Annotated in this window: 27 protein-coding genes; 1 reads left to right on the top strand and 26 read right to left on the bottom strand. The window is 43.3% G+C overall.

The features are described 5' to 3' along the window. Window positions 1-6 precede the first annotated feature (6 nt). The 21 genes from AC58QC_RS10290 to AC58QC_RS10190 form a co-directional block, all read right to left on the bottom strand. Window positions 7-393: a TIGR02530 family flagellar biosynthesis protein gene (locus AC58QC_RS10290; RefSeq protein WP_497415057.1), complete on the bottom strand. Its 387-nt coding sequence runs from the start codon at window positions 391-393 to the stop codon at window positions 7-9. Then, window positions 390-833, bottom strand: coding sequence for a flagellar hook capping FlgD N-terminal domain-containing protein (locus AC58QC_RS10285; protein ID WP_497415056.1), 444 nt, complete (start codon window positions 831-833; stop codon window positions 390-392). Before AC58QC_RS10285 ends, AC58QC_RS10290 begins: the two co-directional genes overlap by 4 nt. 35 nt (window positions 834-868) lie before the next feature. Then, complete coding sequence (locus AC58QC_RS10280; protein WP_497415055.1) at window positions 869-2116, bottom strand: flagellar hook-length control protein FliK; 1248 nt, start codon at window positions 2114-2116, stop codon at window positions 869-871. Window positions 2117-2149: 33 nt separating this feature from the next. Then, window positions 2150-3067 (bottom strand): MotE family protein, encoded by a 918-nt coding sequence (locus tag AC58QC_RS10275; protein WP_497415054.1) that lies wholly within the window; start codon window positions 3065-3067, stop codon window positions 2150-2152. 23 nt (window positions 3068-3090) lie between these two features. Further along, complete coding sequence (gene fliJ / locus AC58QC_RS10270) at window positions 3091-3534, bottom strand: flagellar export protein FliJ (RefSeq protein WP_497415053.1); 444 nt, start codon at window positions 3532-3534, stop codon at window positions 3091-3093. Between the two features lie 9 nt (window positions 3535-3543). Further along, window positions 3544-4872 carry a flagellar protein export ATPase FliI gene (fliI, locus tag AC58QC_RS10265; protein WP_497415052.1) on the bottom strand — a complete coding sequence of 443 codons (1329 nt, stop codon included), beginning with the start codon at window positions 4870-4872 and terminating at the stop codon, window positions 3544-3546. Beyond that, window positions 4872-5705, bottom strand: coding sequence for a FliH/SctL family protein (locus AC58QC_RS10260; protein ID WP_497415051.1), 834 nt, complete (start codon window positions 5703-5705; stop codon window positions 4872-4874). The genes fliI and AC58QC_RS10260 overlap by 1 nt, the downstream gene beginning before the upstream one ends. Next, window positions 5689-6705 carry a flagellar motor switch protein FliG gene (gene fliG, locus AC58QC_RS10255; protein WP_497415050.1) on the bottom strand — a complete coding sequence of 339 codons (1017 nt, stop codon included), beginning with the start codon at window positions 6703-6705 and terminating at the stop codon, window positions 5689-5691. Before fliG ends, AC58QC_RS10260 begins: the two co-directional genes overlap by 17 nt. Window positions 6706-6717: 12 nt before the next feature. After that, on the bottom strand, window positions 6718-8292 hold the full coding sequence (gene fliF, locus AC58QC_RS10250; RefSeq protein WP_497415049.1) for a flagellar basal-body MS-ring/collar protein FliF: 1575 nt from the start codon (window positions 8290-8292) through the stop codon (window positions 6718-6720). 41 nt (window positions 8293-8333) lie between these two features. Continuing rightward, window positions 8334-8606 (bottom strand): flagellar hook-basal body complex protein FliE, encoded by a 273-nt coding sequence (gene fliE / locus AC58QC_RS10245; protein WP_497415170.1) that lies wholly within the window; start codon window positions 8604-8606, stop codon window positions 8334-8336. Between the two features lie 56 nt (window positions 8607-8662). Further along, window positions 8663-9112 carry a flagellar basal body rod protein FlgC gene (gene flgC / locus AC58QC_RS10240; RefSeq protein ID WP_497415048.1) on the bottom strand — a complete coding sequence of 150 codons (450 nt, stop codon included), beginning with the start codon at window positions 9110-9112 and terminating at the stop codon, window positions 8663-8665. Between the two features lie 6 nt (window positions 9113-9118). After that, window positions 9119-9526, bottom strand: coding sequence for a flagellar basal body rod protein FlgB (gene flgB / locus AC58QC_RS10235; RefSeq protein ID WP_497415047.1), 408 nt, complete (start codon window positions 9524-9526; stop codon window positions 9119-9121). A gap of 222 nt (window positions 9527-9748) precedes the next feature. Next, the gene (gene codY, locus AC58QC_RS10230) at window positions 9749-10534 is read right to left on the bottom strand and encodes a GTP-sensing pleiotropic transcriptional regulator CodY (protein ID WP_477596325.1); all 786 of its coding nucleotides are present in this window, start codon (window positions 10532-10534) and stop codon (window positions 9749-9751) included. A 36-nt stretch (window positions 10535-10570) separates the two neighbouring features. Then, a complete protein-coding gene (gene hslU / locus AC58QC_RS10225) occupies window positions 10571-11968 on the bottom strand; it encodes an ATP-dependent protease ATPase subunit HslU (RefSeq protein WP_497415046.1) in 1398 nt (465 codons plus the stop codon). An 87-nt stretch (window positions 11969-12055) separates the two neighbouring features. Then, window positions 12056-12610 carry an ATP-dependent protease subunit HslV gene (hslV, locus tag AC58QC_RS10220; protein ID WP_057315711.1) on the bottom strand — a complete coding sequence of 185 codons (555 nt, stop codon included), beginning with the start codon at window positions 12608-12610 and terminating at the stop codon, window positions 12056-12058. Window positions 12611-12807: 197 nt separating this feature from the next. Beyond that, on the bottom strand, window positions 12808-14124 hold the full coding sequence (gene trmFO, locus AC58QC_RS10215; protein WP_497415045.1) for an FADH(2)-oxidizing methylenetetrahydrofolate--tRNA-(uracil(54)-C(5))-methyltransferase TrmFO: 1317 nt from the start codon (window positions 14122-14124) through the stop codon (window positions 12808-12810). A 12-nt stretch (window positions 14125-14136) separates the two neighbouring features. Then, window positions 14137-16245, bottom strand: a complete 2109-nt coding sequence (gene topA, locus AC58QC_RS10210) for a type I DNA topoisomerase (protein ID WP_497415044.1) — start codon at window positions 16243-16245, stop codon at window positions 14137-14139. Between the two features lie 70 nt (window positions 16246-16315). Beyond that, a complete protein-coding gene (dprA, locus tag AC58QC_RS10205; RefSeq protein WP_497415043.1) occupies window positions 16316-17407 on the bottom strand; it encodes a DNA-processing protein DprA in 1092 nt (363 codons plus the stop codon). A gap of 116 nt (window positions 17408-17523) precedes the next feature. Continuing rightward, entirely contained in the window at window positions 17524-18456 is a 933-nt protein-coding gene (gene sucD / locus AC58QC_RS10200; RefSeq protein ID WP_497415042.1) for a succinate--CoA ligase subunit alpha, read from the bottom strand. A gap of 49 nt (window positions 18457-18505) precedes the next feature. Continuing rightward, window positions 18506-19666, bottom strand: a complete 1161-nt coding sequence (gene sucC / locus AC58QC_RS10195) for an ADP-forming succinate--CoA ligase subunit beta (RefSeq protein ID WP_497415041.1) — start codon at window positions 19664-19666, stop codon at window positions 18506-18508. 285 nt (window positions 19667-19951) lie between these two features. Then, window positions 19952-20209, bottom strand: coding sequence for a hypothetical protein (locus tag AC58QC_RS10190; protein WP_497415040.1), 258 nt, complete (start codon window positions 20207-20209; stop codon window positions 19952-19954). 193 nt (window positions 20210-20402) lie between these two features. Between AC58QC_RS10190 and AC58QC_RS10185 the strand changes: the two genes are divergently transcribed. Beyond that, window positions 20403-21974, top strand: coding sequence for a YifB family Mg chelatase-like AAA ATPase (locus tag AC58QC_RS10185; protein ID WP_497415039.1), 1572 nt, complete (start codon window positions 20403-20405; stop codon window positions 21972-21974). 67 nt (window positions 21975-22041) lie between these two features. Here the strand turns inward: AC58QC_RS10185 and AC58QC_RS10180 are convergent, their stop codons facing one another. The 5 genes from AC58QC_RS10180 to ylqF form a co-directional block, all read right to left on the bottom strand. Then, window positions 22042-22419: a YraN family protein gene (locus AC58QC_RS10180; protein WP_497415038.1), complete on the bottom strand. Its 378-nt coding sequence runs from the start codon at window positions 22417-22419 to the stop codon at window positions 22042-22044. Next, window positions 22420-22734: an EscU/YscU/HrcU family type III secretion system export apparatus switch protein gene (locus AC58QC_RS10175; protein ID WP_497415037.1), complete on the bottom strand. Its 315-nt coding sequence runs from the start codon at window positions 22732-22734 to the stop codon at window positions 22420-22422. Next, window positions 22731-24464: a TP0910 N-terminal domain-containing protein gene (locus tag AC58QC_RS10170; protein WP_497415036.1), complete on the bottom strand. Its 1734-nt coding sequence runs from the start codon at window positions 24462-24464 to the stop codon at window positions 22731-22733. Before AC58QC_RS10170 ends, AC58QC_RS10175 begins: the two co-directional genes overlap by 4 nt. 74 nt (window positions 24465-24538) lie before the next feature. Continuing rightward, on the bottom strand, window positions 24539-25186 hold the full coding sequence (gene rnhB, locus AC58QC_RS10165) for a ribonuclease HII (protein ID WP_497415035.1): 648 nt from the start codon (window positions 25184-25186) through the stop codon (window positions 24539-24541). A 135-nt stretch (window positions 25187-25321) separates the two neighbouring features. Next, a complete protein-coding gene (gene ylqF / locus AC58QC_RS10160) occupies window positions 25322-26185 on the bottom strand; it encodes a ribosome biogenesis GTPase YlqF (RefSeq protein ID WP_056624869.1) in 864 nt (287 codons plus the stop codon). Between the last annotated feature and the right edge of the window lie 8 nt (window positions 26186-26193).

Here is a 26193-nt window from a genome sequence, read left to right as displayed (position 1 = left end):
CTATACTTATGAGATTATCATTGCGCTATCGATCTGAGTAAACACATGCTCATTCATAGCTTGGCCATCAAGCGCTGTCACAACGGTACGGTTAGGTACATTAACGATATACCCATTCCCTGCTAGAATCAGCAGCGCATCCTTGGCACCTTTAGAAGCAGCTTTATCAATGGCTTTGTTCATTTTCTCAATTTGTTCAGGTTTGAGTTGAATGCCACGCTCTTTTAACCTTACCTCAGCATGATGGCTAAACCGAACGAATTGATCTTGAAAAATCTTCTGAAAGCTAGGATTTCCGGTAGATGGTAACTGCTGCTGCGATGGTGATCGTCTTGGTGAACTAGGAGAAACCGCACTAGGATAAAGTTGACCTATGGATATTCTCTCTGTCATTGTGATTCTCCAACATTCTCAATTTTCTTTAACTTATCTAGTGCAACTTCCACACCATTTACACTGGCAAATTGATTTCCATCTTTAAAGGTTATGGAATCTACTACGCCAGATTTGTCTGTAACAACACCTGATGAATCTGTATCTGTCCATGAAATGGACTTACCAATTAATCCTGACACAAAACCAAGAGACTGTCTCATTAGCTTCATTTCACTTGCCATATTCGTCAATTGCTCAACGGACGTAAATTGAGCCATTTGAGCAATGAACTCTTTATCTTGCAAAGGCTGTGTTGGATCTTGATTCTGAAGTTGCGTTATCAGGATTTTCAGGAAATCATCCTTGCCTAGGGTTGTACTATCCTTATCCTTGGATTTCGCGTTAGTCCCTGTGTTGATCAGGTCAGAAACATTACCTACAATTGGGCTTGTAGCCATACGTTCACCTCCAACAACTTCTTTAATAAATCAGATTAAGCCGTAACATCGAAGGAATTACCATTTGCATTGTTGCGAATCTGTGCCAGTTGTTCCATGTCCTCTTTAAAATCAAGCGCATCCATTTCAATCTCATTCGACCGATTTTTGGGTTGACGTTGTGATTGATTAAAGCCTTGCGGCTGACGCTGTTCCTGGAACATGCTAGAAGACATATTTTGACTTTGTGTAACCTCGAGCTTTTCAACTTGTAAGCCCTGTGTGAGTAAAGCTTGACGTAATTGCGGAAGCTGACTTTCTAGCATTTGCTTTCCTACTAAAGTATCCGCTTCGAACTGTGCATACAGTTGTCCATCATGCATCGAAATTTTCACATCGACGTGTCCTAAATTCTTTGGAAATAAAGAAAGTTTAGCCTCAGAGAAGCCTTCGGACATCGTAATCTTCATGTATCTCAATACATGAGAAGTCATCTCATCCGTGAAATTTGCCGCTGTTAAAACTGGCGCTGGCGCCTTCTCAGCCGCAATCGTTACTTGCTGTACTTTCTGTAAATCACCAATTGTTACAATCGGATTCGAACTCGCATTGGCTTCAATTGGAAGATCAACAAGCGGTCGAGCCAGTGTTTCAGAAATGCTACTAGATTGTTCAATTACCGCAGTTGGAATATGCTTAACAGCAAATTTCTCTTGCTTTGGTTGAAACGATTGTTGAATCGTATTCGTGAGTTCTGAATTTAAATAGTTAAGAATCGGATTGTCAGGCTGCTGCTTAGATAAAGCTGACAGAGTTAACAACGTATTCTGGGCTTTCAGACTCTGAGATTCACTGGTTGGTTGTTGCCAAGAAACAAGTAGTCCAGCAGATGTGGTACTTGGCGTGTTACTAAGAGCATCTAACATAGCATCAGCGTTTTCGAACCATTTTTTCACTTTTGGATCTTGCAATAATTGGTCAGCAAGAGCAGGATTAGTATTCATCGCTTCTAAAAGTAATTCTGGAAGTGAATGATCTTCCGAACTCACTTTCGTTTCTTGATTTACTGTTGATTGAATCGGCATAACCAAGGTTTGCAGCATTTGAAGCATCATGTTCATAGAAAGCTCAGTCTCAGACGGTTGTCCATCAACCATAGGTACATTCTCTTGAGCGGTTTGATCTGAGAGAACTGCTGAGAAGGTATCCGTTGAAGCAGTTCCTTTGGATGTCCCTTTACCTACAACTGTTGAATTAATTGTGCCAGATTGCGTCACTGGTACTGAAGTCATTTGTACGTCCATTTTTTCCACCTCCCTTCAAAGAATCAACGCATATTAAGGTACAAGTTTTGCAGTTATGGAAGCTGCGATTTCCTTATTGGCATCTGAGAGGGCGGACATTACCTTAGAGCGAGAAGCATTATCCATTCCGCTTAAAATATTTAAAACCTTTATCTGATTTGTCTTATTCATCTCAAGTAAGACATTAGCGGCACTTTTTGGCGTCATATTCGCAAATGTTTGACCAAGATCCGAAGAACTGACAGTGCTTGTTGTCGCCTTAGCATCCTTCGTGTTATTCGTTGCTAATCTTTCTTGCAAAGCAGCAATTTCTTTATCTCGTACGGGTACGAGATCTTTCAAACCAATGGATGCAGCAGCTGCCTTGGCAGCGTCCATTTTTTCAAGAATGGCTCCTCGGCTATCAGCCTTCATCATAGAAAATACTAGGACCATTTCATTTGGAGTTAATGCCTCAATGATCGGTGCAACTTTACTAGGAGTCATTTTTGCGTACATATTTGCAAGCTGTGTGATTTGATTCGTATACTCTTCTTCCGATTGTGTTTTATCTTTTAACTTCTCCTCAAGTTCAGCAACCTTCGCTACAACTTCCTTCAGAGAATGATCCTTTTGCTCTGTCGTCGAGTCCGCCTTTTGAAGCGCTGTTGTTAGTTCAGTTACTCTGGCATTCAGCTTCGCAATCTCATCTTCTTTCAGCTTTACACTTTGTTCGGAAGTAGTTGCTTTACCCTCAGCTGTCACGGGAGCACTTTCTTTTGGTGCTGGAACAATTAATCCAATGACAGGTGTATTGTGCAATGCTTTTTGAATACTACTTTTGATATCATAATCAAAAATTGAAAGCAGCACGAAGAGTAGAACCGCCGTAAACACAAAGGGGATGACAAACCATATCAAAAATCGCTCCAGTGCACTATAAGATGCACCCTCTACGCTTGTATCGGCCATCTCTTCGTCCCTCCTTTTCTACCTTAATACGAAAGTCGCTTGAAACGATTCGTTGCCATTTCATCAAGAGCATCCTGCTCTTTTTTCGCGACCATGATCCTGAATTGGTTATGTGCCTTCTCTCTAGCCTTTGTCCAAACCTTTTCATCGATCATTTTCACTGATAAATGCTCTTGCTTCTCCGTCACAATATGTCTAGCTTGATTCACATCTTGGTTCTTACGAGCGATTTGTTTATCCACATGATTCATATAGCTTTGCATCATGAGCATGTTTGAAATCGTAACGGAATGGCTACTCGCTTGTACCATTTCATTGTGTAAGCTTTCTTTCTTCTCAAACAATCCATGTAAGCTCGTTTCTTCATTCCTTAATTGACCCATTGCCTCAGATAAAATCCATTCTGCTTGAGTTCTTTCATTATTTTTCAAATCGACAATTTGCTGGAAAGAATATCGAAAACTCATCTAGGACCCTCATCCCTTATAAAATTCTTGGATTAAACGTGCTTGAGCTTCTTCATATGTTAGTTTTTCACTCGTTTTTTGTTTCGTAAAATTCCAAATGGCTTCAATATTTTCCATCGCAATATCAATATTTGGATTTGAACCTTTCTGATACGCCCCAATATTAATAAGATCTTCCGAATCTTTATATATAGAGAGAAGACGCTTAAGTTGATCGGCAGCTTCCATATGTTCTGAAGGAACAATTTCTTTCATGACTCGACTTACACTGGATAATACATCGATTGCTGGATAGTGACCTTTGTTCGCAATATTACGATTAAGGACGATATGACCATCCAAGATTCCTCTAACGGCATCAGCAATTGGCTCATTCATATCATCACCGTCGACTAGCACAGTGTAAAATGCGGTAATTGAGCCCTTTGCTCCAGTACCAGAGCGCTCCAAAAGCCTTGGCAGCATGGCAAATACAGATGGTGTGTAACCACGTGTAGCTGGTGGCTCACCTACAGCTAGTCCAACCTCACGCTGTGCCATGGCAAACCGTGTGACTGAATCCATCATCATCATGACATTTAAGCCGCGATCTCTAAAATACTCAGCAATACTAGTTGCTATCATAGCGCCTTTAATCCGAATTAACGCAGGTTGGTCAGATGTTGCCACAATGACAACCGATCTTGCCAGACCCTCTGGACCCAAATCTCGCTCAATGAAATCCAATACCTCTCTGCCACGTTCACCAATGAGCGCAATGACATTGACATCAGCCGACGTATTTCGAGCAATCATTCCCATTAACGTACTTTTCCCAACACCGGAGCCTGCGAAAATACCAACGCGCTGACCTTTGCCAATTGTCAATAATCCATCAATACAACGAACACCAACAGAGATTGGGTTGAGAACACGCGGACGTGTCAATGGATTGCTTGGTTTATTGTTTGTAGAATACTGTGCCATCCTAGAAGGTAGAAATGAACCATCTAATGGCTGACCCAACCCGTCAAGAACCTTGCCTAGTAACTCATGCCCAACTTGGACGGTTAACGGTTTCCCCGTACCTACGACATCACAACCAGGTCCAATCGAGTCGAGATCACCTAGCGGCATCAAAATAACTTTATTGCTTCGGAAACCAACCACTTCGGCTTTTAACGGTTTGTTCGACTTGTGTGGATAGATGTAGCAAAGATCACCAACACTGACGTCGGGGCCTTCAGACTCCACGGTAAGTCCTATTACTTGAGTAACTTTTCCATTCACCCTAATCGGATCAATGGTTTGTAATACTTCTTTGTATTTATCCGCCTTCGGTATGGATGCCCGTGTCATTAAGTTTCCTCGCTTTGTAAGGCCAATTGCTGTAGCGCTGATTTGATTTCTTTCAGCTGTGTATCAATTCTGGCATCAATACTACCGTATGAGGACCGAATCACACATCCTTGATCTTGTACTGATGAGTCTGGGATAATTTCGAGTTCTGCCTGTGAATCAATAGAAGTAATTAATTCTTCTCTCGCATCCTGGATATACGCAAATTGGGATGGTGCCACACATAAAGTTATGATTCCCTTTTCTCGTCTACGTGCTAGAACTTTTTGAACGAGCTCTACCACCCAGACCGGTTCCAAAGATAATTGCCGTACAACAATTTTTTCTGCGATGGAAGTGCTTAACTCAATGAGAAAAGGCTCTGATTCTTGAATGATTTGCTGCTTTAGCTTATAAGATTGTTCGAGAATGGAACTAGCTTCGGCAAGCATATCGCTGTATTCTTTTCTCAATGCACTTTCCGCTTGTTCAACACCTTGTCGATAGCCTTCTTCGAATCCTGCTTGCTTAGATAGGTTGACTAGCTCTTCATCCTCAGCTCGCCTACTTTCCCACCAACTCGCAATATCTGATTCCGCTTGTTGGCGGACTAATGCACACTCCTGCATCGCTTGATCGATTTGTTCACTCGCAAATGCTTCAGCGTCTCCTATGATCCGATTCTTCAACGTTTTTGCATCATTGATCTCATTCTGCATTTCCTCTGTCAAACCACCATCGTCGATTTGCACATTAGCTTGTATATCAGAACGATGGGAAAGTGTTTCAACAATCTTTTTATCTTCAAGGGGATAATACGCGAATGATTTAATGACATTAGACAATAATATCATCTCCTCCACCACGTGCGATGATGATTTCACCCGACTCTTCTAAACGACGTATAGTTGCAACGATGCGAGTTTGAGCTTCTTCCACATCACGTAAACGAACAGGTCCCATGAATTCCATTTCTTCTTTGAAAGTGTCAGCCATACGTTTGGACATATTCTTGAACAACACATCGCGGACTTCTTCACTGGCAACTTTGAGAGCCAGCTGTAAATCAGCATTTTCAATATCTCGAATAATTCGTTGGATGGAACGATTATCGATATTAACAATATCCTCGAATACAAACATCCGTTTCTTGATTTCTTCGGCCAGTTCTGGATCTTGAATTTCTAAGGAATCGAGAATCGTACGTTCAGTACCACGGTCAACACCGTTCAAAATTTGAACGATAGATGCGATACCACCTGCATTTGTATAATCCTGTGTAACTGTAGAGGAAAGCTTCTGCTCTAACACGCGTTCAACCTGTGAAATAACCTCAGGCGACGTACTATCCATAAGTGCAATCCGCTTCGCAACATCTGCTTGTTTCTCCTGTGGGAGAGACGACAATATGATTGATGCTTGTTCTGCTTGCAAATATGACAACACGAGAGCTATCGTCTGAGAATTCTCATTTTGAATGAAGTTGAGAATTTGTGCTGGATCTGCTTTTCTAGCAAAGTCGAAAGGTCTTACTTGAAGTGTGGCAGTCAAGCGATTAATGATATCAAGCGCTTTTTGAGACCCAAGTGCCTTCTCCAAAATATCTTTGGCGTACGCAATACCACCTTGAGAAATAAATTCCTGTGCTAAACAGATTTGATGGAATTCTGCTAAAATCGCATCCTTTTCCAGCGAATCGACTTTACGCACATTCGCTATCTCAAGAGTTAATTGTTCAATTTCTTCTTCACGTAAATGTTTGAAAATTTGTGCAGAAACCTCAGGGCCTAAACTGATCAAAAGAATCGCTGCCTTTTGCCGTCCGGTCAACCCTTGTAAAGCGGCTCTGGCCATACAAGTGCACCTCTATTCATCTACTAACCAAGTACGCAGCAGGTTGACGAATTCTTCTGGCCGCTTTCTCGCGAGCGTTTCGAGCTGCTTACGCACTTGATTGTCATTCGTTACATTTTCGATATCGATCGTTGGAAGCTCTGCCTTTTGGGAAATGTTCATTTCCTGATCAATTAGTTGTTGCGCAGCTGCTTTCTTGCGTCTTCTAATTGCCAGTCCGATAAATGCTCCAATGGCTAGTGCCGCTAGAGCTAATGCTCCATAAGTCAAGTACGTTGTTGTTTTAGCTGCACTCGCATCTGATGGTCTCGCAAAAGAATGTGCAAACACGGTAACTCTTTTCTGTAATTCTTCGTCTGTATAAGTAGTTTTATTATCAGCAAGTGCGGTTCTGACGATATTCACGAGTGCATTCTGAACGGCTGTTTTCGTTTCTGCCGTTAATGAGTTCGGATCATCTCTAACGGGAGGCTCTATGCCGACATTAATACTTACATCCTTCACTACATAAGGCGTTGAAATGATGTCATTTGTTATACGATCCACTTCGTAATTGACGGTTTTGGTATTTTCCTCTGAGGTGGACTTCCCTGATGTTGATGATCCCGGATAACCCGGAACGTCCGTTCCACCCGTACCTGGAACACCACCTGTATCCGTGCCATTATTTTGATAGGACTTGCTAGCTTCCTGCAAAGAGATTTCTAACCCTTTTTGATCAGCTTGATTAGGAGCTCGGACAAGCTGTTCATGGGTTTTCTTCTGATCAAAATTCATTGTTGTAAACACACTGACACTAACCTTATCTCGTCCAAACATCGTGCCAAGCATGGAGTTGATATTCTTCTGCAAATCATTTCGGAACTGGGTATTGATATCCGTATTATTTCCCGTCGTTGCGTTTGAATTTCCATCATTAAACTTATATGACACTAAATTTTGATCCGAAATGGTGATGTTTTCAATCGGCAGATTCTTTATGCTATGTGAGACTAAATTATAAATCGTATCCACTTTAGGTTGATCCAATGAATAACCCTGCTTGATTTGCAGAACAACAGATGCAGTTGCCTTCTCTGCCTGTTGCTTTAAGAAGGGACCTTCTTCAGGAAGAGAAATGTTAACCTTGGAACTTGAAATGGCTTGGTTGGAATTAATAAGCTGTTGAAGCTCTCCTTGAATGGCGCTCAAGTATTTCACTTTAAATTCATTATCCGTGATACCGAATGAACTGCTACCGCTAAAAACCTCAAAGCCCAAGGAGCCGTTCTTATTCAAGCCTTGTGACTCTACGGCAAGTTTTACATTCGCGACTTCACTCGTCGGCACTTCTATACTTTTGCCGTCCTGACTCAAATGATAAGGAATTCTTGCTGTATCGAGATATGATTTAATATTTGAAGCATCGCTTGGCTGCAGTTCTGTAAACGCCAATGAATATTCTGTCTTCGACAAATTAACACTTATAATTGCAGCAGTTAGAATCAGTAAGAACACGGTTGCTAAAAAAATAATTTTCGTTGTTCGATTATAACGATTCCAGTATTGCTTCACCTTTTCCCAGTACTGGAGCAGGTTCTCGTTCACTCTGTCACCTCATTGACCCAAATTTAGCAGCATCTCTATACTTACAGCTGCATTCTCATAATTTCTTGGTACGCCTCTAACACTTTATTTCTGACTTGAACAGTAAGCTCAAGTCCTAATGAAGCTTTCTCAGAGGCAATTGTCAATTGATGAACATCGGAAAGTTCCCCTTTAATGAAGCTTTCGTTCAACTGATCAACTTGCTTTTGCTGTGCATTTAAATTGGTCATGGCATCGTTCAGAAATGAACCAAATTTCTTGCCAAGATCATCTGCTCCCTCACCCGTGTTATCCTTTGGCCCAATGGAACTCATTATATTTATCGGACTATAACTAATTTTGTCAATCATCCCGCAACCTCCTATAATTACTATCTACCAATTTCCAACGCTTTTGAAATCATCGATTTGCTAGCATTTAAAGCGGTCACATTGGCTTCGTATGATCTAGTAGCTGAAATCATATCTACCATTTCTTTGGTAATATCCACGTTCGGCATGTAAACAAATCCATTAGAATCTGCATCAGGATGCGAGGGATTATAAACTTGCTTTAATGGAGACTTATCTTCAAATATTTTGTTTACTCTTACTCCCTCGCCAGTCCCATCAGCCATCGCCGTATTCAGCGATTGAGCGAAACTTGGTTGAGACTTCGTCTCGAATGAAACTAACTTCCTCGTATAAGGCATCCATTTACCATCAACAAACTTTGCTCTCGTAGTATCCGCATTGGCAATATTGGATGACACAACATCCATACGCAGTCTTTGTGCAGTTAATGCGGATGCACTGATGTCAAATCCGTTTGTAAGTCTCATCGTTTATTACTTGCCCCCAATAACCATACGCATTTTTTTGAAGTCGTTGTTCATCTGTTGAATCATTGTATTGTATTTAAGCTGATTTTTTGCCATTAATGACATTTCATAGTCCATATCCACATTGTTCAAGTTGGTGTTAATTGCTGTTGAATTATCTGATTTAATTTCAGAATTTGGCAATTTCGTAGATTTACCAATCACAAAATGCCTTGGGTCTGTTCGAAAGCCATCTATGGAAGGTGTATTCGCATTCATTTGTCCTTGTAAAAGCTCTTCAAATGCAACATCGGAACGTTTAAAGTTTGGAGTATCCACATTGGCAATGTTATTCGCTACCACTTTTTGTCTTAGCGTCGATGCATCCAGCGAGCGCTCCATCATATTCCAACTTGGTTTGTCTAAAAAAGACATAAACGATTCCCCTTCACTCAAAAAATATTCAGTTACTACTTCAACATCGCGAGAATTGATTCCTTCTTATTTCGACATTATTCTCGATTTCCGATACAAAGTAGTTCTATATGTAGAATTATGTAAACCTGTGACTTATACTCTTTATCATCTAAGATATTGCGTTAAGTTACAATAAGAAAAAAGCCCTATCTTTTAACCAGATAGGGCTTTCCTATTTATTTACAATTTCGACTTCATTTGTTCAATGCTTTGCATTAATTGTTCATTTAATATACGGATATAAGTGCCTTTCATACCTAGAGATCGCGTTTCAATCACACCAGCACTTTCCAGTTTACGTAGGGCATTTACAATTACTGAACGTGTTATGCCCACACGATCAGCAATTTTACTCGCCACAAGCAATCCTTCTTTGCCATCCAGCTCCTCGAAAATATGTTCGACAGCTTCCATCTCACTGAATGATAAAGAGCCTATTGCGACTTGAACAACTGCTTTACTACGGGCTTCCTCTTCAATTTCTTCCGCACGTTCTCTTAATATTTCCATCGCAATTACTGTCGAACCATATTCCGCAAGAACCAAATCATCATCGATAAAGTGACCTTCACTTCGACTTAGGATTAAGGTCCCGAGACGATCACCACCGCCAATAATTGGTACCAGGGTCGTATGCGTTGAAGGAAACATATCTTTCATCTGATCCGTGTAATAAAAATACGGGCTGTCTGGCTCCGATGTTGAAGAAGTTTCCTCAATTTTTAACAGTAAATTATTAGACTCTATTGGGAACCTGCGTTCAATTAGAATGGTTTGATTCATTTCTGGCGATACAGGATCATTCGTAACCGCATAGCCTAAAATCTTACCTTTACGGCTGACTACATAAATATTAGCGATTACAACATCTCTCAGTACTTCTGCCATATCCATAAAGCTAACCGCATTACCCGCTTCTTTTTGGAGTAACCGATTCAGCCTTCTTGTTTTATTTAATAAACTCATGTAACTGCCTCCTACTAACTGCAACCTGCATGTTTCTTATAAAATATACTGACTTAAATCTCGATTTTGAACAATACTGCTTAGCTTCTCGCGTACATAAGCTGGGTTAATCACAATAGATTCTAATGTGATTTCTGGTGCCTCAAAAGATAAATCTTCCAGCAATTTTTCTAAAATCGTATGTAAACGACGAGCTCCGATATTTTCCGTTTGTTGATTTACTTCAACTGCAATGCGAGCAATTTCATGAATAGCTTCCTCCGCAAACTCAACAGTTATACCTTCTGTTTGCAATAAGGCTGTGTATTGTTTGGTTAATGCATTCTTGGGTTCTGTTAAAATAGATACAAAATCCTCTAAAGTTAAATCACTTAGTTCAACGCGAATCGGGAATCTTCCTTGCAGCTCTGGAATGAGGTCAGATGGCTTTGCAATATGGAATGCCCCTGCTCCAATGAATAACACATAGTCAGTTTTAACAGGTCCGTATTTGGTCACAACAGTCGAACCTTCAACAATAGGTAGAATATCTCTTTGTACACCTTCGCGCGAAATATCAGGTCCACTGCCGCCGCGGCTGTTACTTGCTATTTTATCAATTTCATCTATGAAAATAATGCCGCTTTGTTCCGCACGGTTAACCGATTCCTGGATGACATCATCCATATCAATTAATTTTTGCGCTTCTTCTTGCGTCAAAACTTTTCTTGCTTCTTTCACAAGCAATTTCCGTTTTTTCGTCTTTTTCGGGAGGAGACTCCCAAACATTTCTTGCATATTCATTCCGGCTTGTTCATTGCCCTGACCACCAAGCATATCTAGCATAGAAGGAGCCGTGTCTTCTACCTCTATCTCAACGTGATCATTCTCTAATTTACCATTGGATAATTGTTCGGCGACCTGAGCTCTTTTCGAAGCCAGATTAGGATCAGGCGTCGTCTCTTCTTGCTCCTCTTTGTTTTGCCCGCCAAACAGCATCTCAAGCGGATTACGCTGTGTTTTGGCGCGCGTAGGACTTGGTGCAAGCAAAGATACTAATCGCTCATTAGCAAGCTTCTCTGCACGATCCTTGACCTTCTCCATTCGCTCTGCTTTGACCATGCGTACAGCAGTCTCAACCAAGTCGCGCACCATTGACTCCACATCACGGCCAACATAACCGACTTCTGTGAATTTGGTGGCTTCTACTTTAATAAAAGGTGCGCCAACCAACTTCGCTAGTCTACGCGCAATTTCCGTTTTCCCGACTCCTGTAGGTCCAATCATGAGAATGTTTTTCGGCACAATTTCATCTCTCATGCTTTCATCGACAAGGTTTCTCCGATATCGATTTCGCAAAGCGATAGCAACGGATTTCTTTGCTTTTTTCTGTCCCACAATGTATCGGTCAAGTTCATGCACGATTTGTTTAGGTGTAAGAGAGCTGTTTGCCATATGTGATACCCTCCTTAAATTTAGGCTAAAGCTAATTGATCAATTGAGAGCGTGTGCGAGTTAGTATAAAGAAACATACGTTCTAGACTATTCAATCTCTTCAACAATAATATTATGGTTGGTAAACACACATATTTCAGCTGCAGTCGTCAACGCCGCGTGAGCGATTTCCTTAGCGCTAAGCTGAGGCGCATGTCGATGAAGCGCTCTGCCCGCCGAAAGTGCGAAGCTCCCGCCAGAACCGATAGCCAATATGCCATCATCCGGCTCAATGACTTCCCCGTTACCAGAGAGCAGCAATAGTCCCGAGGCATCCATCACAATCATCATGGCTTCCAATCTGCGGAGCACACGATCTTGACGCCAATCCTTGGTTAGCTCAACAGCTGCACGCTGAAGGTTACCATGGTGTTCTTCCAGCTTCCCTTCGAACTTCTCAAAGAGTGTAATCGCATCAGCGACGGAACCAGCGAAACCAGCAATGACTTTCCCTCTATGTAAACGCCGTACTTTTTTGGCCGTGCTTTTCATGATCATACTATTGCCAAATGTCACTTGACCGTCGCCTGCAATAGCTCCTTTACCTTGGTGACGGATCGCAAAAATCGTTGTCGCATGAAACGTTGCTTGATTGGGTTCCATTTCGATTCACCCCTCTATAAGAATCATATCCGTTAAAGAGATCTCACTTTGCATATGAGTCGCAAAAATGAGAGAAACCTCTAGCGAGGTCCTTTATGTTGAGAAGACCGCATCTAGAGGTAAATGTATGATCAAACGAATGAAAAATGCAATAAAACATTAATTTATAGTAACACAGCGGATCATCTTATGACAACTTATTCAACAACTGTTTTCACAAAATTCTGAATACTCTCTAATGCGCGGCTAGCCAGCTTTTCATATTTTTCTTTTTTATTACGAATACGCTCTGGCAGCGCTGGTAGAAGACCAAAATTTGCATTCATCGGTTGGAAATGTTTGAAGTCTGCTGTCGTAATGTATTGAGCCATACTGCCCAACGTTGTTTCTGCGGGTAAAACAACGCAATCTTGGCCTTTCGCCATACGACCTGCATTAAGACCAGCAATCAGCCCTGAAGCAGCAGATTCAACATAACCCTCAACACCAGTCATTTGACCAGCAAAGAATAAATTCTCGCGGCGTTTGTATTGGTAAGTAGGCTCAAGCAGCCTAGGTGAGTTGATAAACGTATTGCGATGCATTACGCCATAACGGACGAATTCCGCTTGCTCTAACCCAGGGATAAGCTGCAGTACGCGTTTCTGCTCTCCCCATTTCAGATGCGTTTGGAACCCTACTAAATTGTACAAGGTACCTGCGGCATTATCTTGACGAAGCTGTACGACCGCATGTGGCATTTTACCGGTATGCGGGTTAATCAAGCCAACAGGCTTCATTGGTCCAAATAACACCGTTTGTTTACCACGCTTAGCCATAACCTCAAGGGGCATACAGCCTTCGAAATAAATTTCTTTCTCGAATTCCTTTAATTCGGCAACCTCAGCTGTAATGAGCGCCTCATAGAAAACGTTAAACTCTTCTTCTGTCATCGGACAATTCAGGTAAGCAGCTTCCCCTTTGTCATACCGGGAAGCCAAATATACCTTATTCATATCAATTGAATCTTTCTCTACAATCGGTGCAGCAGCATCATAAAAGTATAAATACTCCTCACCCATTAATGCTTTGAGTTCTGTAGCTAAATCAGGCGACGTCAGTGGACCTGTAGCTACTACGGTAATCCCCTCTGGAAGCGTTTGAAGTTCTTCATTGCGAACCTCAATTAAAGGGTGATTGCGCAAGGTATTCGTCACCGCTTGAGAGAAACCGTCGCGGTCAACCGCCAAAGCTCCTCCAGCTGGTACTGCATGCTCGTCAGCACAAGCTAGAATGAGAGAATCCATACGTCTCATCTCTTCTTTTAAAACACCAACGGCATTCGTGAGGCCATTAGAACGTAATGAGTTGCTGCACACGAGCTCAGCGAACTGATCCGTAATGTGTGCTGGTGTTTTTCGTTTGTTACGCATTTCATATAAAGTAACAGGAACGCCTTGGCGTGCAATTTGCCACGCGGCTTCACTACCTGCCAATCCTGCGCCGATGACTGTTACTCTTTGATTTTCTGGCAAAATCAGACACCTCTAATCTTTCATATCATCTGTGTTTTCGGAATCATCAACAGCTTCTTCCTTAAAATCACATTGTGTACATTGTATCATTACCCCATTTTTGCTGCGCTTCTCAATCATCATCGAGCTGCAGGATGGGCATGGCTTATTGACTGGTTTATCCCAAGAGACGAAATCACAGGTTGGGTATTGATCACATCCATAGAATACACGACCTTTTTTGCTTCTGCGTTCTACAATTTTACCCGCATGGCAAGTCGGACAAGTAACACCAATATCCTTAATAATTGGTTTCGTATTACGGCAGTCTGGGAAACCTGAGCAGGCTAGGAATTTACCAAAACGTCCCATTTTATAAACCAGATGCTTCCCGCATTTCTCACAGATCTCATCAGAAACCTCATCTTGGATCTCAATTTCTTTCATTTCCTCTTCAGCAAACTCTAAACGCTTTTCGAAGGACGTGTAAAAGGTATCCAGTACTCTGACCCAATCCTCTTTCCCCTCTTCGACAAAGTCCAACTCTTCTTCCATATGAGCCGTAAACTCAACGTCCAGAATTTCCGGGAAAAATTCTTGCATTAATTGGATGACGAGCTCGCCTAGCTCCGTTGGCACGAACTTCTTCTCTTCAATTGCCACATAGCCACGCTTCTGAATCGTTTCTAATGTAGGTGCGTACGTACTTGGTCGCCCAATCCCCATCTCCTCAAGTGCACGGACTAAACGTGCTTCTGTGTATCGTGGAGGCGGTTGCGTGAAATGCTGCTTCGGTTCAACACTCTGCTTAGGCAATGAATCGCCCTTAGATAGAGGCGGCAGTAACTTATCCTCTTCTGTCGTGCCGTCATCATTACTTTCAACATACACCTTCATAAATCCAGCAAACTTCATTTTAGAGCCATTTGCTCTAAAAATTGTTTCTCCCGCATGCAAATCGATCGTCATCGTGTCTAGGATAGCAGATGCCATTTGACTCGCAATAAATCGATCCCAAATCAGCTTGTACAATCGGAACTGATCTTTACTCAAGAATTCCTTCATTTGATCTGGTTCACGAAGTACTGAAGTCGGTCTGATCCCTTCATGCGCATCCTGTGCATTAGCATTCTTCTTAAGATACTGACGCGGCGTCTCCGGATAGAAGGTCGGGCCATATTTCGTCATAATTAACTCTCTAGCTTCTTCTTGGGCAATAGGAGAAATCCGCGTAGAATCCGTACGCATATACGTAATTAAACCGACGGTACCTTCTTTTCCTAAATCGATACCTTCATATAATTGCTGCGCCACGGACATAGTTTTGGATGCACGGAAATTAAGCTTTCGCGCTGCTTCCTGTTGCAAGGAGCTTGTAATAAAAGGAGGGGAAGGATTACGTTGACGCTCTTTCTCTTTCACTTCTTTCACAATAAACGCATCGTTACCCATTGCAGCAAGAATCAAATCGACATCTTCTTGAGAGTGCAGTTCTTTTTTCTCACCATTGTGGCTATGATACTTAGCTTCGAAAACGGTTTTTCCCGCATCAAGAACGGCTGTAATAGACCAGTACTCTTCTGGTTCAAACGCTTTAATTTCATTCTCACGGTCTTGAATTAATTTAACCGCTACGGATTGTACACGGCCAGCCGATAGCCCTTTCTTCACTTTTTTCCAAAGCAAAGGACTGATTTTGTAACCAACAAGTCGATCCAATATTCGACGCGCCTGCTGTGCATTCACTAAATCTTGATTGATACGTCGAGGCGTCTTAAAAGCATCCTTAACGGCTTCCTTCGTAATCTCATTAAAGACTACGCGACAAAGCTCTTCAGGACCTACAGCCAAATAGTGAGCTAAATGCCAGGCGATCGCTTCACCTTCACGATCCGGATCCGCCGCCAGATATATTTTTTTCACTTTTTTGCTTGCGTCTTTGAGTTCTTTAAGGATAGAACCTTTTCCACGTATCGTTATGTATTTAGGCTCAAAGTTATTATCGACTTCTACGCCAATTTGGCTTTTCGGAAGGTCGCGAATATGACCCATCGAAGCTTTTACGATGTATTTACTGCCTAAATATTTGCCGATGGTTTTGGCTTTTGCTGGTGACTCAACAATGACTAACGAATCTGCCATGGTTCGTCCTTCCTCCCCTCTTGGTTTCAAGGTAAGTTTACTTGGCGAGAAGCAAAACTTCGTGATTAGCCTATGCTCGAATGTAAGTTGAACCTGGAAGCTGTTTAATCGCCTTTTTCAATAGTAAAGATAACAGAACTGCATGCAAATGTCCAAACGTAAATTGACTGTCTTCTAATATAGTATCTATTGAGATCGGTGTATCTGACATCTTTCGAACAATTTCGACCTCATCTTCAGTGAGTATATATGCCGGTTCGTGCTTTAAAGCAAGCCGTATTTCATCCGCATTTATGATGTGTTTATAATCTTCGACAATTTCCTCGACGCTGGTGACTAATTTCGCGCCATCCTTTAATAGCTTGTGAACACCGCTGCTTTGGCGAGAGTTAATTGGACCAGGAACAGCGAAAACATCCCGCGAGGCGTCTAATGCAAACTCAACAGTGATTAGTGATCCACTATCCTCCGCTGCCTCCACTACCGTAACTCCCAGAGATAATCCAGCAATGATACGATTCCTCTGCGGAAACATACCAGGGTGCATACCTGTGCCAATCGGATATTCCGAAATAATGACACCTTCTTGTTCAATGTGTCGATATAACAGGGCATTCTCGCGTGGATATATCGAGTTGATCGCACATCCAAGCACAGCCACTGTCTTTGCCTTCCCTTGCAGTGCTCCTATATGAGCTTTACTATCTATTCCTCTTGCTAGCCCGCTTACAATCCCAAACCCTGCTCGAGAAAGCGCAGCCGCCCACTCTTCGGCAATTTTCTTCCCGTACAGCGTTGGAGTTCGTGTTCCCACGATGCCAAGTAAGTGACCCTTTAAAAACGAAGGATCCCCTTTCACATATAACACCCAAGGAGGCTGCGCTATTTCCTTAAGAATAGCTGGATAATCCTCGTCGAACCGAGTCAAAATCTGAATGGCATGTCTTCTATACAGGTGTAGCTTTTGTTCAATGAACGAAGGGGTCAATCGTGTCGCTATTAGTTCTGCAACGGATGCACGGATTCCACATGAGGCGATCTCACCTGCTGTTAGCCCCACTAATACGCTCAACTCAGGGAATCGGCCTAAAAGCTGATCCATCGTTTTCCATCCAACACCCTCAAGTTCATGAAGCCCAATTAAACAATGACGATTATCCATTAGTATATACACTCCTTTCGCGAATAACAAATTTATGCATCAATATGAATAAAAAAAAAACCTTCCAAATCCCCATAAAGGGAGATGGAAGGTTGCTTACCTTCGTTAAAAGAAGCTTATTTTTTTGTGATAACTTTATCTAGCATACCTTTTTCTTCAAGTACGCTAACTAGTGTTGAACCCATTTCGGACGGCGTAGCCGCTACACGGATACCGCATCTTTCCATAGTTGCAACTTTCTCAGCTGCTGTACCTTTACCACCGGAAATAATGGCACCAGCATGGCCCATACGTTTTCCTGGAGGCGCTGTTTTACCGCCGATGAAGCCAACAACAGGTTTCGTCATGTTTGCCGCAACCCACTCTGCTGCTTCTTCTTCAGCCGTTCCGCCGATCTCACCAATCATGATCACAGCGTACGTATCTGGATCTTCGTTAAAACGTTTAAGGATGTCGATAAACTCGGATCCTTTAACTGGGTCTCCACCGATACCAACTGCGGAGGATTGTCCAATTCCACGAGTTGTCAATTGATGAACAGCCTCGTAAGTCAATGTTCCGGAACGCGAAACAACACCTACGTGACCTGGCGTATGAATGTAACCTGGCATAATACCAATTTTGCACTCGCCTGGTGTAATAACACCTGGACAGTTTGGTCCGATAAGAACGGTATTTTTACCTTCTAGGTAACGCTTAACGCGTACCATGTCAAGAACAGGAATACCTTCAGTAATACAGATAACCAATTCAAGTTCTGCTTCAATCGCTTCGATGATGGATTCTGCTGCAAATGCTGGTGGTACATAAATAACGGATGCTGTTGCACCTGTTGCATTTTTAGCTTCTACAACTGAGTTGAAAACTGGCAGCTTAACAAGCTCACCATTTTCCAAAGTAATATCTACTGTCGTGCCGCCTTTACCAGGAGTTACGCCACCCACCATTTGCGTGCCGTAGTCCAGACCGCCTTTGGTATGAAACAAACCCGTAGCGCCGGTAATCCCTTGAGTAATGACTTTTGTATGTTTATTGACCAAAATACTCATGATCGATTGTTCACATCCCTTATATATTTTTCAAACCGCTCAGGTTTGATTATTTAACAAGTGCAACGATTTTTTGTGCGCCGTCCGCCATGGAATCAGCAGCAACAATGTTCAAGCCGGATTCGTTAAGAATCTTTTTACCAAGCTCAACGTTAGTACCTTCTAGACGAACAACAAGCGGACGGGAAAGTCCTAGCTCTCTAGCAGCAGCTACAACACCTTCAGCGATTACGTCACAACGCATGATACCACCGAAAATGTTAACGAAAATCCCTTTTACTTGCTCATCAGACAAGATGATTTTGAAAGCTTCAGTAACTTTCTCTTTCGTAGCACCGCCCCCTACGTCTAGGAAGTTAGCAGGGTCTCCGCCGTAGTGCTTGATAATGTCCATAGTGGCCATAGCAAGTCCAGCGCCGTTAACCATACAACCGATGTTACCATCAAGAGCGATGTAGCTCAGGTCATATTTGGAAGCTTGGATTTCTTTCGCATCTTCTTCTTCAAGGTCACGAAGCTCAACGATGTCTTTGTGACGGAAAAGAGCGTTAGAATCAAAGTTTAATTTCGCATCAAGTGCCATAACGTCGCCAGAACCAGTTACAACCAAAGGGTTGATCTCAGCAATGGAAGCGTCTTTCTCAACGAATGCTTTGTACAATGCAAGCATAAATTTAACAGCTTTGTTAACAAGCTCGTTAGGAATGTTGATTGAGTAAGCAAGTCTACGTGCTTGGAAGGATTGAAGACCGATTGCTGGGTCAACAACTTCTTTGAAAATTTTCTCAGGAGAGTGCTCAGCTACTTCTTCAATCTCCGTACCGCCCTCTTCAGAAGCCATCATTACGACGCCACCTGTTGTACGGTCAACAACAACACCTACGTAATATTCTTTCTTAATGTCACAGCCTTCTTCAATCAAAAGGCGTTTAACTTCTTTACCTTCTGGACCTGTTTGGTGAGTGACAAGTACTTTACCTAGAATTTCGCTAGCATATGTACGAACTTCATCAAGGCTTTTAGCTACCTTAACGCCGCCTGCTTTACCGCGACCTCCGGCATGAATTTGCGCTTTTACTACGACAACGGATGTTCCAAGTTCTTTTGCTGCCTCAACAGCCTCATCAACTGTGAAAGCAACCTTTCCGTTAGGAACGCTGACTCCGTACTGTCTCAGGAGCTCTTTGCCTTGGTACTCATGGATATTCATTTCCTAAATCCTCCTATCAGTATGGACTTTCTATACGTGCTATACAGGGAAAAGTGTAATTTCCAATTGACGTTGTGCACGAGAATATATCTTGCTACCGGAATTAGTATCACACTTCTTCGCAAGCCCTAACCATTGTATCACATTATTTTCGACAGTTTCTTTATTTTTTTCGTGAATCCATTCAATTTTTCCTTTCACACTGAAAAAATTTAACTATCACGTCACAAATTAAAAAAACGTATTTTCCAAGAACAGAAAAATACGTCATGCTTCAAAACTTGATTAATTGTACGAAGTTGTTGGTGAATTTACCCTCGGCTCGCGCTCTGCTTGCTTAATAAAACGCATTTCATTCGCTGAAAAGTTACAGATCAAGCACTGAATCGTTGGCTCAGGCTCAGGAATGACGCCAGGATCATGGAATTCGGTAATATTCCCGGAAAGTGCATCCTTTAAAAAAGACTGCGAATAGCTCGTGATTACATTAAATTTAATGCGATTTGAACGGCAATTGGGACAAAAATATGGTTTTTCCTGCATATCATCACCTCATCTTCCAGTATGTGCATGTCGCACATTTTTAAAACGTAAAAGTTTATCGACAATATTTGCGTAATTTTACCAATTGCGATTATAATTAAGAACATATATCGGACAATAAGGAAGCACCTTTTATCCAATTCGAACACTCAGTCTAGTGGCTGTGAATTCCATGGAGAAGAAGGTGCTTTTTATGTATGGCAAGGTTATGAGTGCTTGTTTACAAGGAATTGAAGGGCGACCCATTGAAGTAGAGGTCGATATTTCAAGCGGCTTACCTCAAATCAATCTGGTTGGACTCCCAGACTCAGCGATTCGAGAATCCGTTGAACGCGTTCGTTCATCGATAAAAAACGGTGGTTTCACATTCCCCATGGATCGTATTACGGTTAATCTTGCTCCAGCTGATTTGCGCAAGGAAGGCTCATCGTTTGATCTCGCCATTGCTGTAGGAATTCTCATCACCACAGGACAGGTACATGTGGAAGGTTTTGCTTCCACATTATTTCTTGGAGAACTTGCTTTAGATGGTTCGCTACGTCCGATCCCAGGCGTACTGTCGATGGTACATGCGGCCAAAAAGATAGGAATTAAGCGAGTTTGCTTATCAACAGCTAACGCACCTGAAGCCGCATTAATCGAAGGTGTTGACGTATATGTCATTTCGAATCTTTCCGATTTCAAGACTTGGAACAAAAGTTCGTATCGTGAATTTCTTTATCAAATTCCTGATCGAGAAAGAAATGAGCCCTCGACCAAACTCAATCAACATGCTAGTTATTCGGAAGATTACGCCGATGTTAATGGGCAGCATCAGGTTAAACGGGCCATGATGATTGCTGCTGCAGGCATGCATAATTTGCTCCTCCTAGGTCCTCCAGGGACTGGAAAAACGATGTTAATTAAACGTTTACCTTCGATCCTTCCACCTTTGACAGACCGCGAGGCATTAGAGGTTACAAAGATATACAGCGCTTCAGGCAAGCTGACTGACCGGTCCACTCTTATGCGCGCTAGATCGTTTCGGGCACCGCACCACTCCATTTCAGCCGCTGGTCTCGTCGGCGGAGGCACCATCCCCAAACCTGGTGAAGTGAGTCTATCACACCGAGGTATTCTTTTCCTAGACGAGCTTCCGGAGTTTACACGCAATGCACTGGAGGTTCTCAGGCAGCCGCTTGAGGATCGCTATGTGATGATAGCCAGAGCAAGAGCCGTGTATACATTCCCTTCTCATTTTATTTTAGCTGCTGCTATGAATCCTTGTCCTTGCGGCTATTATGGCGCTGAAACTGAGGCTAATGCTTGCATCTGCAGTCCTGCAAAAATCGTCCAATATCGCTCCAAAATTTCAGGTCCACTTCTTGATCGAATCGATCTTCATGTTGAAGTCCCTAAACCAAGCTATGCCCAATTAAAAGACACTGCTTCTAATTTGTCTTCCGATGAAATGAGAGCCAAGGTGATGCAAGCCCATTTAAGACAGCAGAAACGTTACGCAGGAACAGACATTCAGCATAATAATGAATTAAGTGGAAGATTGATAAGGGAAATTTGTCGGTTAACGCCCGAAGGTGATCAACTTTTGCGGATTTCTTTCGAGGCATTGGGATTAAGTGCACGAGCGCATGATCGGATTTTGCGGCTCGCACTCACAATTGCGGACTTAGACGGTTATGATTCCATTCTCCCCGCCCATCTAGCTGAAGCCATCCAATATCGGAATCTGGATAAAAACCAACGTATGGAAGAGATTGAGATTTAACCAATTATCAATAAAGGGTCATGATGAAAATAAAAGCCTCTTGACTCGACATTATGTTAAATGACTGTCAAAAGGCTCCTTGTATATGTACAATCTTCGGTTCCGCGTTAAGGTCGGTCATTTCAACTGTAATGACATCGAATTGTATGGATTGTTCGTATTTCTGATAGCGATGCATATAAAATTGTGCAATGTCTCTGACCTTCGCCTGCTTGCGATAATCTACGGATTCTTTGGCTGTACCGAATCGGCTAGAAGGACGTCTCGTTCGAACTTCAACGAAAATGAGTTTATTCGCTTTGTCAGCTATGATATCAATTTCACCGGAACGACAGCGCCAATTTCGCTCGATAATCTGGTAGTCTTGTTCAACAAGGTATGCGAACGCCAATTCCTCACCCTGTCTCCCCAACAGCTTACGATCATCCTTAGGCTGATTACTCATCTATTCATGCCTCGAAGGTCTCATCCGTTGATCGGACCGATATATAAAGCTAAGTACCTCAGCTACCAATTGATACAGCTCTGGAGGAATTTCTTGATCCAGATCAAGTTTAGATAATACCTCAACTAATGATTTATCCTCTTGAATTGGAATGCCATTTTCCTTCGCTTTTTGTAAAATCGCTTCAGCCATATGCCCTTTCCCTTTGGCAATAAGGGTTGGGGCTTTCTGTACTTCAGGTGAATAGCGGAGCGCTACCGCCTTCTTTATCGGGGTTAGTTGTGATTCCTCGAGTGTTTTTTTGGGAGGACTCATGCGCGAACGTCAACCCCTTTATAGGTTCTCGGTCGATAAAGTTCACTTAAATCTACCCTTCCATCCAAAGATCCTATTTTACCAACCTCTTCCTTACCCTCCTGAACTTCAAGCGGCTTAGGATATGGCGAACATTTTAATGAAATGAACTGATAGCCGACACTGTTCATGGCAGCGGCAATTTCTTCTTTTGATGATTCCATCAAGCCTGTTAAAGCTGGATGATCATTATGAATGTTCAACGAAACAATTTTATTAACGACTTGAACATCTAGCAATGTATTGCCCATGACTTTCATTTGAAGATCAAACAAAAGCCGACAGTTGCTGGCATCTACCTCGCCACGGCTTCCTTTACGGGATTGAATATGAATAGCTGCCGTTTGCTGACCTGAACTGTCCAAGAATGGGACAAACATAGTCATCTGGGTAAACATCGCATTCTTGTCATTCGTCAGCATGAGCTGCTGCCCCGTGATTTGGCTTACAGCTTGTTGCGCGGCTTCTTTAAGTGGGGCTGGGGTATCGTCCGACGCTGTAAGCTGAAGTAATAGGCTTTTCAGCGTTTCCGTAGATGGCTTAACGGTATCGCCTTGTTGATCTTCAGAAGTGTTGATGCTAAAAAGCGAAAAGGCGTTATCCGTGGCTTGTTGGCGCACCGGCATAGGATTGCCGCGCTCGTCCAACTTGGCGGCGACATGAGATTCATGCTCAACGCCAACGGCTTTGAGCATCTTGCTGATCCAGTTTGTCTCTGGATCAGCCGGTTCGCCTTGCTTCACAGGCTCAGCGCTGCGCGCCTGAGCCTCCTGCAGGGCCGCCGGCTTCGCCGAGGCGGCAAGCGATCCCGCGCCAGCAGCTGGCGGCGCGGGAGGTACCTCGCCCGCTGCTGATGCGGCGGGCGGAGCTGCACCGGCAGCGGCCGCAGGCTCGCTGCCACGCGGCGCAGCCGCGTTACTGCCACCAGCCTGCGAAGCAGCTGGTGCACTAGCTGCCTGCGGCGGGGCTGCCGCAGGCTCGTCCACGGCGGAGGCTGGCGCAGCCGGCTCCGCAGGACGCACAGCTGCGGCCGTCGCGCGCAGCTCCTTCAGCAGCGACACAACCTGCTTGGCGGTATCCGCCGCAGGGTGTGTCGGGTCTTGCTCAAGCAGCGCGGTCGCCTGCTGCTCGAGCTGTTCTAACACCTGGCCCGCCGAAGGGCCGGTCGTCACTTGCTTTATAGCATCCACTGTCGTAGGTGTAAGCGGCAGTCCCTTTTTCGAGGCTAGTACAGCCGCTTGCAGCCATTCCTCTTTAGCCACTCCCTGTGGCATCTCACGCATGACAGACTCGAATGCTTTCACATTTTCTTTGGACACAGGAACGCCTTCCTGCTGTAATTGCTGAACCATTTGACGATTGCCAGCCGTATCCTTGACATCAAAAGCTTTGAGCAGCTCTCCAAGTGAGTCATCCGCAATCTGCACATCCGAAGCGACAAGCGGTTTTAATAGAATTTGACCGCCCTTGGATTCCGGCTGAACCTGCAGCATGGTAACATCACCTTGCTTTAGAGGTGTTTCCAGCTTTGCACGAACTAGCGTACCACCTATATTCACTAGTGCTTCCTGATCACTTAGGAGCTGAAGTACAACGCCTTTGACGATCTGTCCAACCTTTAATTCGAGCATCTTCGGATCAGCTGCTGTTAAATCCCCAACCAGGCTACGAATTAATCCACTAATATTCAAAAAGCTCACCTCAAATCTGATTACACGTATGTATATTATCGGCGTCTAATACCATTTTCGTTACTTAAGATTGTTTATATAAAGTCAAATATGAGTTGTTCTGTTTGCAAATCATTCTCTTGCGCTTCGAGCTGCGCCATAATATTGCGAATAAATAATTTCCGGTGTAAAGGCGTAGGACCATACCTAAGCAACATCTCTCTATGATGTTTCGTTGCATAACCCTTATGTACTGCAATTCCGTACTCTGGATACTGCTCGTCCCACTCCGCGCACATGCGATCTCTCGTCACTTTGGCGATAATTGAAGCAGCTGCGATTGATTGACTTAACGCATCCCCGTGTATAATCGCTGATTGAGGTAGGTCTATTTCCACATTTTCTGCGTCAACGAGCAAATAATCCGGCATGATATGTAGTTTTTCAACTGCTTGTTTCATAGCTAATCTTGATGCCTGCTTGATATTTAATGTCTCGATGCCATCGACATTTACAATGCCAATCCCCACTGAAATGGCCTCATCCATAATCTGATCAAAAAGCAGCTCACGCTTCTTTTCGGAAAGCTTCTTGGAATCATTGACCCCTTCAAGAACATATCCCTTTGGAAGAATAACTGCAGCAGCCACAACATCCCCAAACAAACACCCGCGTCCAACCTCATCAATACCAGCTATTGCTGTGAAGCCTTGTTGCCATATATCTATCTCATGTTCTAGCATGATATCCGCCCCTTTCCATCATTTCATTATAAAGGAACGGCGCTTCGTCAAGCCAGACCCATTTTTTACTACGTCCTATCCGCACAAAAAGAAAAACCCAAGGCTTGCGCCCCAGGTTCTTCCTGATTCTTCTGATTAAAATGGTCTTTCCAAGGAAATACGTCCCATTTTCCCTGCTCTGAGATCACGAATAATGATGAGGGAGGCTTTGTCCAAATCCACTTTACCCCCGCTCACAATAGCGCCGCGCTTACGCCCGATCGCCTCCATGACCTTCACCATTTCCTGAATATTATCCATATCCTCTGGCAGCTCCTGAACCCCGAAGCGTTCTTGGATGCCAGCTCCATAATGCTGAACCATATATTTAATGGTAAACAAAGCTACGTCATCCAAATGCAGAAGCTCTTCCTTGATAGCCCCAGTTGCAGCCAAACGCATGCCAACCATCTGGTCTTCGAATTTAGGCCACAAAATCCCCGGTGTATCCAACAGATCCATTTCGGTACCGACCTTGATCCATTGCTGACCTTTGGTCACACCTGGTTTATCTCCGGTCGCAGCAATTTTCTTGCCTGCTAACTGATTAATCAGTGTGGATTTACCGACATTCGGAATCCCAACAATGAGGGCTCTAATCGCACGAGGATTAATCCCTTTGCGCAGCATCGTCTCAATTTTATGGGCCCAAAGCTGTTTGACTCTAGGCAAAATCTCTTTGACATGCGTTCCGTTCGCAGCGTCAATCGGCAAGGCTGGCAAGCCTTGGTCCGCAAAGTATTTCACCCATTCAGCCGTCACTTGCGGGTCGGCTAGGTCATTCTTGTTCAGCAATACGAGACGGGGCTTGCCTTTTAAAATCTCATCAACCATCGGGTTCCGGCTGGAAAGCGGGATGCGGGCATCCAAGAGCTCAATCACGACGTCAATCAGTTTAAGCTTTTCTTCGATCTGTCTGCGAGCCTTGGTCATGTGACCAGGAAACCATTGAATGGTCATTTCTCTTC

The organism is Paenibacillus sp. J22P51 (assembly GCF_059692215.1).
The sequence above is the reverse complement of the archived record's forward strand: the minus strand, read 5'-3'. Positions and strand labels throughout refer to the sequence as shown.

Bases quoted from the DNA above. Each gene is read 5' to 3' on its own strand.
- flgC (WP_497415048.1), bottom strand. From the start codon at position 9,112: ATGAGACTTACAAACGGATTTGACATCAGTGCATCCGCATTAACTGCA.
- AC58QC_RS10275 (WP_497415054.1), bottom strand. From the start codon at position 3,067: ATGGCCGATACAAGCGTAGAGGGTGCATCTTATAGTGCACTGGAGCGA.
- AC58QC_RS10280 (WP_497415055.1), bottom strand. From the start codon at position 2,116: ATGGACGTACAAATGACTTCAGTACCAGTGACGCAATCTGGCACAATT.
- hslU (WP_497415046.1), bottom strand. From the start codon at position 11,968: ATGGCAAACAGCTCTCTTACACCTAAACAAATCGTGCATGAACTTGAC.
- codY (WP_477596325.1), bottom strand. From the start codon at position 10,534: ATGAGTTTATTAAATAAAACAAGAAGGCTGAATCGGTTACTCCAAAAA.
- AC58QC_RS10185 (WP_497415039.1), top strand. From the start codon at position 20,403: ATGTATGGCAAGGTTATGAGTGCTTGTTTACAAGGAATTGAAGGGCGA.
- topA (WP_497415044.1), bottom strand. From the start codon at position 16,245: ATGGCAGATTCGTTAGTCATTGTTGAGTCACCAGCAAAAGCCAAAACC.
- sucD (WP_497415042.1), bottom strand. From the start codon at position 18,456: ATGAGTATTTTGGTCAATAAACATACAAAAGTCATTACTCAAGGGATT.
- sucC (WP_497415041.1), bottom strand. From the start codon at position 19,666: ATGAATATCCATGAGTACCAAGGCAAAGAGCTCCTGAGACAGTACGGA.
- fliJ (WP_497415053.1), bottom strand. From the start codon at position 3,534: ATGAGTTTTCGATATTCTTTCCAGCAAATTGTCGATTTGAAAAATAAT.
- hslV (WP_057315711.1), bottom strand. From the start codon at position 12,610: ATGGAACCCAATCAAGCAACGTTTCATGCGACAACGATTTTTGCGATC.
- AC58QC_RS10175 (WP_497415037.1), bottom strand. From the start codon at position 22,734: ATGAGTCCTCCCAAAAAAACACTCGAGGAATCACAACTAACCCCGATA.
- AC58QC_RS10290 (WP_497415057.1), bottom strand. From the start codon at position 393: ATGACAGAGAGAATATCCATAGGTCAACTTTATCCTAGTGCGGTTTCT.
- AC58QC_RS10180 (WP_497415038.1), bottom strand. From the start codon at position 22,419: ATGAGTAATCAGCCTAAGGATGATCGTAAGCTGTTGGGGAGACAGGGT.
- AC58QC_RS10260 (WP_497415051.1), bottom strand. From the start codon at position 5,705: ATGATATTATTGTCTAATGTCATTAAATCATTCGCGTATTATCCCCTT.
- fliE (WP_497415170.1), bottom strand. From the start codon at position 8,606: ATGAGTTCCATTGGGCCAAAGGATAACACGGGTGAGGGAGCAGATGAT.
- dprA (WP_497415043.1), bottom strand. From the start codon at position 17,407: ATGGATAATCGTCATTGTTTAATTGGGCTTCATGAACTTGAGGGTGTT.
- ylqF (WP_056624869.1), bottom strand. From the start codon at position 26,185: ATGACCATTCAATGGTTTCCTGGTCACATGACCAAGGCTCGCAGACAG.
- fliG (WP_497415050.1), bottom strand. From the start codon at position 6,705: ATGGCCAGAGCCGCTTTACAAGGGTTGACCGGACGGCAAAAGGCAGCG.
- flgB (WP_497415047.1), bottom strand. From the start codon at position 9,526: ATGTCTTTTTTAGACAAACCAAGTTGGAATATGATGGAGCGCTCGCTG.
- rnhB (WP_497415035.1), bottom strand. From the start codon at position 25,186: ATGCTAGAACATGAGATAGATATATGGCAACAAGGCTTCACAGCAATA.
- AC58QC_RS10285 (WP_497415056.1), bottom strand. From the start codon at position 833: ATGGCTACAAGCCCAATTGTAGGTAATGTTTCTGACCTGATCAACACA.
- fliI (WP_497415052.1), bottom strand. From the start codon at position 4,872: ATGACACGGGCATCCATACCGAAGGCGGATAAATACAAAGAAGTATTA.
- AC58QC_RS10190 (WP_497415040.1), bottom strand. From the start codon at position 20,209: ATGCAGGAAAAACCATATTTTTGTCCCAATTGCCGTTCAAATCGCATT.